7 protein-coding genes are annotated in these 13,547 nt (G+C 59.7%); 5 read left to right on the top strand and 2 right to left on the bottom strand.

The features are described from left to right. Window positions 1-2: 2 nt before the first annotated feature. Complete coding sequence (locus F6Y09_RS12710; protein ID WP_152207295.1) at window positions 3-1,640, bottom strand: FAD-binding oxidoreductase; 1,638 nt, start codon at window positions 1,638-1,640, stop codon at window positions 3-5. A 152-nt stretch (window positions 1,641-1,792) separates the two neighbouring features. Here F6Y09_RS12710 and recC point away from each other — a divergent pair, with 152 nt between their 5' ends. From recC to F6Y09_RS12735, 5 genes are all read left to right on the top strand, one after another. Further along, complete coding sequence (gene recC / locus F6Y09_RS12715; protein ID WP_152207296.1) at window positions 1,793-5,332, top strand: exodeoxyribonuclease V subunit gamma; 3,540 nt, start codon at window positions 1,793-1,795, stop codon at window positions 5,330-5,332. Between the two features lies 1 nt (window position 5,333). Next, complete coding sequence (gene recB, locus F6Y09_RS12720; RefSeq protein ID WP_152207297.1) at window positions 5,334-9,080, top strand: exodeoxyribonuclease V subunit beta; 3,747 nt, start codon at window positions 5,334-5,336, stop codon at window positions 9,078-9,080. Beyond that, complete coding sequence (gene recD / locus F6Y09_RS12725; protein ID WP_152207298.1) at window positions 9,077-11,329, top strand: exodeoxyribonuclease V subunit alpha; 2,253 nt, start codon at window positions 9,077-9,079, stop codon at window positions 11,327-11,329. Before recB ends, recD begins: the two co-directional genes overlap by 4 nt. 138 nt (window positions 11,330-11,467) lie before the next feature. Then, window positions 11,468-11,881 (top strand): TA system antitoxin ParD family protein, encoded by a 414-nt coding sequence (locus F6Y09_RS12730; RefSeq protein ID WP_152207299.1) that lies wholly within the window; start codon window positions 11,468-11,470, stop codon window positions 11,879-11,881. Then, window positions 11,859-12,443: an ATPase gene (locus tag F6Y09_RS12735; protein ID WP_246180520.1), complete on the top strand. Its 585-nt coding sequence runs from the start codon at window positions 11,859-11,861 to the stop codon at window positions 12,441-12,443. Before F6Y09_RS12730 ends, F6Y09_RS12735 begins: the two co-directional genes overlap by 23 nt. Window positions 12,444-12,854: 411 nt before the next feature. On the opposite strand, the gene F6Y09_RS12740 is transcribed toward F6Y09_RS12735, so the two are convergent. Beyond that, window positions 12,855-13,520: a type II secretion system protein N gene (locus tag F6Y09_RS12740; RefSeq protein WP_152207300.1), complete on the bottom strand. Its 666-nt coding sequence runs from the start codon at window positions 13,518-13,520 to the stop codon at window positions 12,855-12,857. Between the last annotated feature and the right edge of the window lie 27 nt (window positions 13,521-13,547).

The following is a 13,547-nucleotide window of genomic DNA, read 5'->3' on the forward strand; positions in this document are numbered from 1 at the left end:
GATCACTCCGACCTGGACCGTTTGGTATCAGAGCTAACGGTTTCGGCGGTGGACAACAGGGTTTCCGGATTCAGTAGCCGGTCCGGATCAAAGGTGTTGCAGAGGGCTCTGATCGCGAGCATACCCAGCTCACCTTTCTCCACCGGCAGGAAGGGCGCATGGTCCTTGCCGACGCCATGCTGGTGGCTGATGGTGCCCCGATTCCGGACGATCACCTCAGAGGTGCTGTGTTTGAGGGCATGCCAGCGTTCCAGGGTCTCACCGTAGCTCCGGGCCACCCGAAAAACGTAGGTGGTGTAGATGCTGCACCCTTGGGGGTAAAGGTGGGACAGATGCGTGAAAACATGAACCCGCTCGCCGCTGTAGGCCAGTTGAGACTTCAAGTTGTGCTCCATGCGGTTCATCAGGTTGTCGACATTCTCCCAATCGGTTGCCGTCTCCAGGGTATCCACCGCGTAGCCCAGCTGCCAGAGAGCTTCCCGAAGATAGGGCATGGTGAAGCGCTTTTCCGCCCACTTCTTGCCCAGGTGGGTGCCGGTATAAACACCGTTGTGTGTGCCAGCAATTTTGCGAATTTCTCTCAGGGCTGCGCGGCACTGGGTCTGGGTGCCGGTCAGACCAAACGTCATCATGCATTTGCCGGCCTGGACGCCCCGCAGGCCAAGGAAACGCTCCAGCAGGGCGACGAGCCTGGGGTGGCCTGCCAGCGCCATCTGGGTCTCGGTTTCAGTCCCGTTGCTGAGTCGCAACATGGACAGCTGGGTCCGGTTCTGAACCGTCCGGCGGGCGGCCGTGCAGGCGGCTTCCCAGTGGGGAAAGAAAATTACATGGAAACTCTCCCTGGCAGGTAACGGTGTCACCCGCACCTTGATCTCGGTCAGGAAGCCGACGCGACCCTCGGAGCCCATCACCATCTCCCGGATATCCGGCCCTGCACTGGAGGCCGGGAAGGTGGGAATGTCGAGGGTGCCCCGGAAGGTTTCGATTCTTCCACCTGCGAACAGTTGCTCGATACGACCGTAACGCAGGGACTGCTGGCCGCTGGAGCGACTGGCGACCCATCCGCCAAGGGTCGACAGCTCAAAGGATTGCGGATAATGCCCGAGGGTGTAGCCCTGGGCCCGGAGCTGGGACTCCACCAGAGGTCCCGGTGTGCCCGCTCCAAACGTTGCGATCTGGCTTATGGTATCCAGATCCATTAGTCGGTTCATGGCCCCCATGTCCACCGTCAGTACCGGTGTCCTACCGGCCAGCGGGTTGATATGACCGGCCACGCTGGTGCCGCCCCCATAGGGTATGAGGTGGACTTTATGGGCCTGTGCGTATTCCAGAAGGCTCCTCACATCGGAGCTGTCCTTTGGATGGGCAACGCCATCGGGGAACACATGGAAGTCGCCACTGCGCATGGCAAGCCAGTCGGGCAGGCTCTGGCCCCGGGCATGACGAATCCGATCGACCGCATCTGTCGATATGAGCGGGTGTGGCCGCAGTCGGCTTGATGGTACTCGGGCCTGCACCGACTCCAGCGTGACGTCTGTCAGCGCCTGGGCAGAACCGATGCGGTCCGCGAGAAATTGTTTGCCTTGTGATGGCAATTCTAGATTGAACTGATCATCCCCCCAACCATTCCAGCGTCGCATTCATTGTCTCCTGCCGGAAGTTTCCGGCCCATAAGGCTCTGATTTTGTATTGAAACGATTGTAGCGGTGTTTTTGCCTGTTACAGTATCGGATTACGACAAGCCTGCTGACATATACCGACAGCATTTGAGGCAGCATTAAAAGGAGCACCCATGGGCGACGCCCTTTCCAGCCAGGCCAACACCGGCTCGCTGCCGACCGGTTTCCAGGTCATCCATGCCAACCGGCTTGAAGATCTGCGGGCATTGACGGTGGAAGTAATCCGCCGTTTTCCCCTGGCGCCTCTGGATGATGAAGTGTTTCTGGTGCACTCCAACGGTATCGCGCAATGGCTCAAGCTGGCACTGGCGCGCGATGACGATGATCCTGTCCAGCCCGGAGTTGGCATCGCTGGGGGGATGACGTTTTCGCTGCCTTCCCGTTTTTTGTGGCAGGTCTACCGCAGCGTACTGGGCGAGGGCGCAGTTGCGACTCAATCCCCCTACGACAAGGATCGTCTGACCTGGCGGTTGTTGCGGTTGCTGCCCACCATCAAGGACCGGCCAGTATTTGCGCCTCTGGCCCGCTTTCTCGCCGGGGAGGAGGGCGATCGCCGTCTCTATCAGCTGGCTGAGCGCATTGCTGACCTGTTTGACCAGTATCAGGTGTATCGGGCCGACTGGCTTGATGAGTGGGCCCAAGACCAGGACCACATTCTGGTGCGGAACGGCCAGACCCTGGAGCTCACCGGTGACCAGTGCTGGCAGCCGGAACTCTGGCGCCTGATCCAGGCCGACATCGGCGAGCACCTCGGTAGCGCCAGCCGCGCTGATGTCCATAACCACTTCATGACGGAATCCGCCAGTCTGACGCCAGAACATCGACCCCCGGGCCTTCCGAAACGTCTCATTGTGTTCGGTGTGTCGTCGCTGCCACAGCAAACCTTGGAGGTGTTGAGCCGGCTCGGCCAGTGTGCCCAGGTACTGTTGTGCGTCCACAATCCCTGTCGCTACTACTGGGCGGATATCGTCGAGGATCGGGAACTGCTGCGGGCCGTTAACCGCCGTGGCGAGAAGCGGGGCTCCATGCCGGAGGTGCTGGATGAGAACAACCTGCACCTTTATGCCAACCCCTTGCTGGCCGCCTGGGGCAAGCAGGGCCGGGACTACATCCGTCTGCTGGACGAATACGATAACCAGGCCGGTTACGCGGGCTGGTTTGATCGAATCGATATCTTCGAGACTCCGTTCGAATCTTCTGGCCAGCCAACTCTGCTGGAAGCGTTGCAGGATGACATTCTGGAGCTGCGACCTGTCAGTGAAGCTATCAAGGCTCAGCCAGCCGACTACCACGGAGATACGTCGGTTGCTTTCCACATGGCGCACAGTGCCCAGCGGGAAGTGGAAGTGCTCCATGACCAGTTGCTGGCCGCCTTCAGTGCTGATGCCGAGCTCAAGCCCCAGGATATTATCGTCATGGTGCCGGACATCAACGCCTATGCCCCGCACATTCAGGCGGTGTTCGGCCAGCTTGAGCACAGTGATGACCGGTACATTCCTTACACCATCTCGGACCAGGGCCAGCGTCACCAGGTGCCGGTGCTGGTGGCACTGGAGACGCTGCTGAGCTTGCCGGAATCGCGTCTGGCGGTCAGTGATTTGCTGGACCTGCTGGATGTGCCGGCGGTCCGGGAGCGGTTTGGCGTGCAGCAGGACGACCTGCCGCAGCTCCACGACTGGATTCGCGGCGCCAATATCCGTTGGGGGCTGGATGCACAGCAGCGTGAGGCGTTGGATCTGCCTGCAGGCATGAGCCAGAACACCTGGCTCTTCGGTTTGCAGCGGATGCTGCTGGGATATGCCGTGGGCGACGGCGAAGCCTGGCAGGGGATCGAACCCTACAGCGAGGTGGGCGGTCTGGAAAGCCGCCTGGCAGGTTCGTTGGAGGAGTTGGTGCGGCGCCTTGATCGGCACTGGCAGAGCCTGTCCGGCCGCAAGACGCCGGACCAGTGGGTAAAGGCGTTGAATGAATTGAAGCAGGATTTTATCAGCGCAACCGAATTATCCGATGGCCTGGTGATCAGTCGTCTGGACCAGGTGGTGGAAGACTGGGTGGAAGCCTGCCGGGACGGTGGTCTGGAAGATACCGAGCTGCCGCTGTCGATTGTGCGGGAAGTCTGGTTGGGCGAACTCGATCAGGGCGGCCTCAGCCAGCGCTTCCTGGCGGGAAAAGTCAATTTCGCAACCCTGATGCCCATGCGTGCGATCCCGTTCCGGCAGGTATGTCTGCTTGGCATGAACGATGGTGATTACCCCCGTAGCCAACCGCCGATGGATTTTGACCTGATGGCCCGTGACTACCGCCCGGGCGATCGCTCGCGCCGGGAAGATGACCGGTATCTGTTCCTGGAAGCTTTGTTGTCTGCTAGAAAAAGCCTTTATATCAGCTGGATAGGGCGTAGTATTAATGACAATTCTGAACGTCCGCCGTCGGTGTTGGTGGCGCAGTTACGGGACCACCTCGACACCATTCGGCCTATTGATCAGGCTGGGGAAGAGGATCAGCTCTCCCATCGCCTGAGCACTGAACACCCGCTGCAACCGTTCAGCCCGGTCTATTTCCAGGGTTCCGATGACCGGCGCCTGTTTACCTTTGCGCGGGAATGGCGGGAAGCCCATGGGGCCGAAAATGAAGAGGGCGCGGATGAATTCCTCATGACAGCCCTGACACATCTGCCAGAAGGGCTGTTCGAGGAGCCTCTGAATCTGGCTATTCTCGGCGGCTTCCTGCGCAGCCCAGTGGATACTTTTTTCCGGCAACGCCTCGGTGTGTATTTTGATCAACCGCTGGCAGGCGCCGAAGACGAGGAGCCTTTCGTGCTTGATGGTCTTGAGAACTGGGCCCTGAACGATGAGTTGGTGCGCCATGTGATCGCCGGTCCGGAGTCAGAAGCAGAGACCGCGGATCTGGATGCGCGGCTGGAGGCCTGGATAGCCCGGCAGGCGGCCAGGGGAGCTCTGGCTCAGGGCGGTCTTGGCAAGCTTCAGCAACGCCGCCTGAAAAAAGACCTGCCGGAGTTATCCGAACGTTATCAGCAACTCATGGCTATCTATTCAAGTGCTTTGGAGCTAGAGCTGGTGTCACTGGAGCGACCTTTTGGCGAGCATCTGCTGCGGCTGGAAGACTGGCTCGGCAATCTGCGCCAGAATAATGCCGGAGATCGGGCACTGATATTCCTGCAAAGCAGTGGGCTTACCACAGCCAAGAATCAGTATAAGTGGACCAATTTCCTGCGCCCCTGGATTGCTCACCTGGCCGCCAATGCCATGGACGAACTGCCCATTACCACCCATGTGTTGAGCAAGGCCGGGGACGTCTCGTTCCATCCCTATTCCCGAGCCGAAGCGGAAGCATACCTTGGGCAGATTATGGCGGCCTGGGTCGATGCCATGAATCTACCGTTGCCGGTGGCCCCGAAGACGGCATTTGCCTACCTCGACTCGCTTCGCAAGGCAGGGGAAGACAAAGCTTTGGACAAAGCTCGTGCAGCCTATGAAAGCGGTTATCAGTTCACCGGCGAAGGGGATGAAACCCCCGGCCTGCAACGGGCGTATCCGGACTTTGATGCCCTGGTGGCCAGCGACCGATTTAATCACTGGGTCGATCAGCTCTACAAGCCTTTGTGGCAAAACATAAAGCAGGAGGGCGAATAGCATGGCGAGCAATCAAAGCCTTGATCCGCTGACGTTCCCCCTGCAGGGCAGCAGACTGATCGAAGCCAGTGCCGGTACCGGCAAGACCTTCACCATCGCCTTGCTTTACGTTCGGCTGGTGCTAGGTCACGGGGATATTGCCCAAACCGGTCGCAGGCTGACACCGCGGGATATCCTGGTGGTCACCTTTACCGAAGCCGCCACCAAGGAACTCCGGGACAGAATTCGCAAGCGACTGACCGAGGCTGCGGCTGCCTTCCGTGTTGGTCCTGAAGCGATTGGTAGTGATGCCGACGGGCAGGACCCGCTGTTGCAGCTACGGGGCGAGTATTCGCCGGAGCAATGGCCCGCTCAGGCGCGTCTGTTGCAACTGGCGGCGGAATCCATGGACGAAGCGGCCGTCCATACCATCCACGGCTGGTGTAACCGGATGCTGAAAGAGCACGCCTTCGATAGCGGCGGGTTGTTCAACCAGAACCTGGAGACTGATCAGAGTGAATTGCTGGGGCAGGTGGTCCGGGATTACTGGCGCACCTTTGTCACACCTCTGCATGAGGATACCGTTGAAGCCTACCTCAGCGCGGTAAAATCCCCCGACGACCTGCAGGGCAAACTCAAGTCGCTGCTTAAACTGCAAGCCAACCTGACCGGGGGCGAGGAGGCTCCCGATGCATTGCTTAACAAACTGGTGGCTGAGCGTCGGCGGGTATTCGACCGCATCCACCCGGGGTTGCCGTCACAGGCCGCCGACTTTCTGGATCTCTGTCAGCAGGCCCAGGCAAAGAAAGCCTTTGACGGTCGCAAGCTCAGGCTTCCGACTCTCCAGGGCTGGCTGGACACGCTACTGGCGTGGACCGAAACCGATTCCATGGACCCGCCGCCGCTAACAGACGCTGCCTGGAATCGCTTGTCCGCCGCTGGCATCGGGGAGGCCTGGAAAGCCGAGCCGGCGCCGACAGATCATCCGCTCATCGCCGCAGTCACCGAGCTGAATAATCAGCGCCTGGTGCCGGTGCCGGAACAGGCTTTACTGGTGCATGGGACGCACTGGGTGGCCCGGCGCATGGAGCAGGAAAAGCAGCGCCGTGCCGAGCTCGGCTTTGACGACCTGCTGACCCGCCTGGACACCGCACTGCAGGGAGAGGGTGGCGAACATCTGGCTGACACCATCCGCCAGCAGTTTCCAATGGCGATGATTGACGAGTTTCAGGACACCGATCCGGTTCAATACCGGATATTTGATAGCATTTACAAGGTTAAAGAGAACCGGCCGGATACCGGCTTCTTTATGATCGGCGACCCCAAGCAGGCGATCTACGCCTTCCGGGGGGCGGATATCTATACCTATCTGCAGGCCCGGCAAGCGACCGCCGGGCGGCATGTCACTCTCCCCAGGAACTTTCGCTCCTCCCATGCCATGGTGCAGGCGGCCAATCAGGTGTTCAGCCATGGCGACACCACCCGGCCAGAAGGTGCATTTCTGTTCCGCAGCCCTGAGCAAGCCGGAACAGACGCAGAGAATCCGTTGCCGTTTGTGGCAGTTGACGCCAAAGGCCGGAAAGAAACTCTTGTTCTACCTGACAGCGGCGACGGCTTTGAGCTGCCGGCCATGAGCTTCTGGACGTACGGCAATAAAGCTAAAAAAGACGATGTGAATAGCGCAGTGGCCGAAGCTTGTGCCAGCGAAATTGTGCGCTTGCTGAACCTCGGAATACAGAGTAAAGCGGGCTTCAGAGATGAGGCCGGGAATTTTCAACCGCTGCAATCCTCCGATATTGCAGTGCTGGTAAACAAGGGTGCCGAAGCGCAGGCAGTGCGGGCGGCTCTCAGTACACGGGGCGTAAAGAGTGTTTATCTGTCGGATCGGGGCTCGGTGCTGCAAACCCTGCAAGCGACAGATCTGCTTCATTGGCTGTCTGCCTGCGCGGAGCCGGAGAGGGATCGTCTGGTTCGCACGGCGCTGGCCACCAGCACGCTCAGCCTGAGCTGGCAGCGACTGGATCATCTGCGCAGTAATGAGTTGGCGTGGGAAGATGAAATCGAACGTTTCCGGGGTTTGCGCCAGATCTGGCAGGCTCAGGGTGTGCTGGCGATGATTCGCCGTATCCTGACCGACCTTGACGTGCCTGCGCGGTTACTGCATCAGGGCGGTGGCGAACGGGAGCTGACCGATGTGTTGCATATCGCCGAGCTGCTGCAGCAGGAGAGTCAGCAGGTGGATGGCGAGCAGGCACTTATCCGCCGGCTGGCAGAGATGATTGCAGACGCCAGCAAGGAAACCGACGCCATGCAGGTGAGACTGGAAAGTGATGCAGATCTTGTCCAGGTGGTGACAGTGCACAAGTCCAAGGGCCTGGAATACCCCCTGGTTTTTCTGCCGTTTGCAACCAGCTGCCGGCCCGCCAACAAGAAGGACAAAACTGTCTCGTGGCACGATGAGCGCGGCCACTTGCAGGTAACCTTTGATCCGGACGAGGACACTTTGGCCCGGGCAGATCGGGAGCGTCTGGGGGAAGATATCCGCAAACTCTATGTGGCGCTGACCAGAGCCCGTTACGCCACCTGGGTGGGCGCCTGTGATATCGGCGGCGACGAGCAACGCAGTGCACTGGGCTATCTGGCGGGTCTCGACGGCCAATCATCCGTGGCAGAGGGCCTCCAGAAAATGGTGGCAGGCTCGTCGGTCATGACCGTGACCGAACTGCCAGTAGCCACAAGTGAACGTTATACGCCACCGCCAGTTGCTCACCTTGGTGAAGCTCGCCTTCCGGAGCGAAGGGCCAGGGAGGACTGGTGGATCGCCAGCTACTCTGCTATCCGCTACAACATCAGTTTGCCTTTATCCAGCATGCCGCCGGGCAATCTGGAGGCCGAAACCCCGGCCGCAGAGCGTCGTTATGAAGAGGGTGAGGCAGACCGGACCCAAGACCAGCCAGTCCTGAAGCGACCGGCTGAAACCGAGCGCCGTATTCACGGCTTTTATCGTGGTGCCGGTCCGGGGACCTTTCTGCACGGCATTCTGGAGTGGCGAAACCGGGCGGGCTTTGGGCTGTCCCCGGAGCATCAGCAGGATTTTCTCGGCATCCTTGAGAAACGTTGCGCAGCCTGGGGCTGGGAAGCCTGGGCCCGACCTCTGGCTAACTGGACCGAAGATTTTGTCCAGCGAGAGTTGCCGTTGCCGGTTCAACCCGATGGCTGCCAGCCGCGGGTTGCCCTTGCGGCTCTGACTCAGGCCATCCCAGAGCTGGAATTCTGGTTTGCCAGCAGCGGAGTGACGACCCGGGCGCTGGATGCGCTGGTTACCCGCCACACGCTGCGGGAGTTCGATGCCCTCGAAGATACCTCGAGGCCTGCAGCCGATGACATGACTATCAATGGCATGCTGAAAGGCTTTATCGACCTGGTATTTGAACACGAGGGGCGCTATTACGTGGCGGACTACAAGTCCAATTACATCGGACCGACTGACGAGGATTATACGCCCGCGGCCATGGCCCGGGTCGTCAGCGAGAAGCGCTATGACCTGCAGTACGCGCTTTATTTGCTCGCACTCCACCGCCTGCTCAAATCACGCTTGCCGGATTACGATTACGACCACCATGTGGGCGGGGCGGTATATCTGTTCTTGCGGGGCAACGGCTCCGAAAGCGCGGGTGTTCACCTGGACCGGCCGGGCAGGGAGCTGATCGAAGCGCTGGATCAACTGTTCAGAAATGCCGTTCTTACAGAGCCGGAGATGGTCGTATGAGAGATCTTTTTGACGACCTGTTGCCCGAGGATGCGCCTCCGGAAGATGCGCCAGAGACTGCTGAACCACCGCTGACCGCAACTGCAGTGCTGGCCAACACCGGTGAGCTCTTCCGGCTGCTGGACCAGTGGGTGGAGCTGGGCTGGTTGCGCGCTCTGGACGCTGCTCTGGTTCGTTTCCTCGACCGGGAAACGCGCGATGCTGGCCAACCTGCCTCCTCGCTTTTGTTACTGGCCGCGGCGTTGGCGTCCCACCAGCTTGGTCGTGGCCATGTCTGCCTGGATCTGGAGGCCACGCGGCAGGCAGGGCTGGATGACGCCCTGTCGCTGCCACCCGAGGACCAGGTAGTCCGTGACCACGCCTTGCTGCCCTCGGAACTGTTGGCAGACGTGTCACTGACGGCCTGGCAGGCCGTACTCGAACACCCGCTGTTGGTGGCGGACGGTGCAAATTCCGAGGCCGCCGGTAACACGCCGTTGGTGCGGGATGGCTTGCGACTCTATTTGCGCCGCTACTGGCAATACGAACAATCCATTTACGCCCAATTGACTAGACGAATGGCTCAGTCCGGGCCGATGGCCGATGTTGAAAGTGCCTCGGCAATAGCGTTGGCGCGGGCCTTGGCGGCGTTGTTTCCGGTAGCGGCCGGAAGCCGTTCCGAGGGTCCGGACTGGCAGCGGGTTGCCTGTGCCAATGCTGCCCGCCATGGCTTCAGCATTATTACCGGCGGGCCGGGCACCGGCAAGACCACTACGGTGGTCAAGTTGCTGGCGGGGTTGCAGAGCGTGGCTCTGAATGCCAGCGCCGAGCCCCGGGCCTTGCGCATCCGGCTGGCCGCACCCACGGGCAAGGCGGCGGCGAGACTTAATGAATCCATTGCCGGAGCGGTGGCCGGGCTGGACTTGAGCGGTCTTCCGGATGCCGATCATTGCCGGCGGGCCATTCCCACCGAGGTCACTACCTTGCACCGGCTGTTGGGCAGCATTCCGGGTTCCCGCCGTTTTCGTCATGACCGGGATAATCCGCTGGTGGTGGATGTGCTGGTGATTGATGAAGCCTCGATGGTCGATATCGAAATGATGGCACGAGTACTGGAGGCATTGCCGGCCGGAGCGAAGCTGATTCTGCTGGGGGACAAGGACCAGTTGGCCTCGGTGGATGCTGGCGCGGTGCTGGGCGAGCTTTGCCAGCGTGCCATAGCTGGCCATTATACCGGTGACAATGCGCGCTGGCTGGAAGCGGTCAGCGGTGCAGAAATCCCGTCACTGTTGCTTGATGAGCAGGGCAGACCGCTGGACCAGGTAATTACGCTATTGCGCACCAGCTACCGGTTTGACGCCTCCAGCGGTATCGGGCAGTTGGCTGCCGCCGTCAACCAGCCTGCAGAAACCAGCGCCATGGCAGCCAGCGCTGTCCGCAAGGTGTTTAGCGAGGGTTACCGGGATATTGTCCGGATCAACATAGACCGGCAGAATCCGGCATCGGGTATAAGCCAACATGCTGTGCGTGGCGGTGCCCAGCAGTTTCACGAAGCGGGGCTGAACCGGCTGGTCGGGAATAAAACAATCTCGCCTCCGGTGGGCTATGGGTGCTACCTCAGGCATATGGCTCAAACCCGTCCGGAGACGATGGAGCCCCTGGCCAGCTTCGATGAGTGGGCCCGCTCGACCCTTGAGGCCTACGGGCAGTTCCAGCTACTCTGCGCGTTGCGCCGGGGACCGTTTGGTGTCGAGGGGCTGAATGACACCATTGCCAATGCGCTTAAACGCGCCAAATTGATCAGCGCCACAGAGGGCTGGTACCCGGGTCGCCCGGTACTGGTGACCCGAAACGACTACAGCCTGGGGCTGATGAACGGGGATATCGGCATTACCCTGGAACTGCCCGCCCGGCAATGGGTAGATGGCAAAGAGCTCATCGAGCCTGACCGAACCGTATTGCGGGTCGCATTTGCCGCTGGCGATGGTAGCGGCGGCATCCGTTGGATACTGCCCAGCCGGTTGCAGGGCGTGGAAACGGTCTATGCCATGACCGTCCACAAGTCCCAGGGCTCGGAGTTCGCACATACCTGTCTGGTCATGCCCGATAAACTCAATCCGGTCTTGACCCGGGAGCTGATCTACACCGGTATCACCCGCGCCAGACACTGGTTCAGCCTGCTGCTGCCGGACAACAACGTGTTCGACCAGGCCGTCGCAAGACAGGTTACCCGCACCTCGGGGTTAGGGCGCCTGCTGCTGCAACCGTAGGAGCAACCTCAGTCGCGAAGCTTTGAGAGGGCCTGCGCACCTGATCGCGATTGAAATCGCTCCTACAGGCTGAAGCAAGTTGCAACAAAAGATGCAAGGCGCTACGATTGGGGAAAGTCTGTGTTAAACGGAGGCTCTATGTCCATTCCTGTTCGGCTCGATGAAATGCTGGTGCGCCACGCAGCGGCGGAAGGCCAGGTACAGCGTCGCTCGGTGCCTAAACAGATTGAACTGTGGGCTGAAATCGGCCGCAGTATTGCCAATGAGGTCAACGCCGAGGACCTGATGGCACTTACTCAGGGGCTGAAGAAGGTCAGGGTTGAGCGGGTGGAACCGGAGCCATTGGAGTCCGAGAATCTCTGGGCGGAAGTTGACCAAGCCCGTGACTCTGGCAGGCTCGGAAAAGACATCAAACGCAATCGAACCGTCTACCAGGCATCCACGACCCATGCAGGTTACCTGGAAGCACTCTATCCAAACGGGAGCCGGGCCATCGGCCGCTTCGTGAACGGAACCTTCGAGAAACTCTATGACCGGGATGATGCCGCCTGAGCTTTGGTTACTGGTTGGTGGTAATGGCTCAGGGAAGAGCACCTTCTACGAGACCTTTCTGGCAAAACACCGGATTCCCCTGGTCAACGCCGATAACATTGCCCGTAGTCTTTGGCCAGATCAGCCCGAACAACACAGTTACGAGGCCGCACTGATTGCGGAAAAGGAACGTTATCGCCTGCTGGAAGAACGCCAGACGTTCTGCTTCGAGACCGTATTTTCCCATCCTTCAAAACTGGATTTTGTCGGCGAGGCAAAGGCTGCAGGATATGTTATCAAGGTATTTTATTTCCACCTTGCCACGCCGGAGCTGAACGTTGCACGGGTATCTTGCCGGGTGATATCCGGTGGCCACAATGTGCCGGAGGCTAAATTGCGTGGCCGCATTCCGCGCACCGTCAATCTGGTTAGGGATTGCGTCGGCCTTGCGGACGAACTGCATCTGATCGATAACTCCAGCGCCGACCATCCTTACAAGCGTCTGGCGGTGTTGCAGCAGGGCGAATGGTTGAGGTTTGCTGACGATGTGCCGGAGTGGATCAACGCTTTTACAGACCACTAGTGTCCCGTCTGGCTAATTCGTTAATCTACTGCGAGACGCTGAGGCCTCTGGCCAAGGCGCCAGTCCGCAGGTGTGGTGGTTCCACATCAAGGGCTGGCAACACCGGCCAGAGGCCTCAGCGTCTCGCCCTTCGGGAGCCACTGAGGGCCTTGATAGCCGCGTTGCGCCGTCTCGATTTGGAACCACCAAACCTTCGCCACCGCGCCTAGCTATCAAGGCCCTCAGTGGCTCAGTAGGTTAACGAATTAGCCAGACGGGACACTAGCGCAACGACTAAGCCTGCTGGCGTCAACGATGCGGCTGGCCTTTCTATCCTGAATAAGCCACGGGCCCTCACCGTTGAAGCTGTATACCGGTTCAAGATCAGGTCTTTGAGAGGCCGGCTCATTCACGACGTCCAGGGGGAGGGTCTCAGTTGCTATTGTTTCTCAGACGTTCGCGCAACTGTTCAAGCCGTTGTCTGATCTCTTCCCGACGCTGGTCTGAGGCCGGTTGTGACGAGGATTGTACATTGGTGCTGTCTGACCGGGAGTCGTAGGTCTCATCCGATTGATTGGCTGTGGTCTCAGCAATCTGGCTTTCTGCGACGGACAAACCGGCCTGGTTGTCGGTTTCAGGGAAGTACAGGTTTTCCAGCTTTCCGTTACGCTCGAGAATGACCCGGTTTGGCAGAATCGTCCGGAGCGTTGCGCCGCCGGGTATTTCATTACCTGCCATATAGGCTTCGGTTCGGCTGTTGGAATCTTCAATCAGCGCGCTCGCCGGAAATTCACCGTCGGAGGCAAGAACGCCGCGAAGGAAGATGCGCAGGTTAGTTTCAGGCAGATTTTCGGTGTCTATTTCCTCCGCACCGGGGTTGCTGGCGGCATTGCCAAACAGGTTCAATGTGGCCAGACTCACGTTTGGCCTCTGTCGTGCCGCCGTGGCGGATGTTTCCACATTCACGGCGCGGGCGTTGACAGCGCGTTGCTGTTCCTGGACCCAGAAGCCGTAGCCCTGCCACGCAAGCGTTAAGGTCATCAAGAGAGCAATGAGAACAGCGGCAATCAGGGGAAACCGGGTGGCATTTACAGACATTGGGTTCCTTAATCCGTCCGTAGTTCA

This window comes from Marinobacter changyiensis, from assembly GCF_009193265.1.
GTDB classification, from domain to species: Bacteria; Pseudomonadota; Gammaproteobacteria; order Pseudomonadales; family Oleiphilaceae; genus Marinobacter; species Marinobacter changyiensis.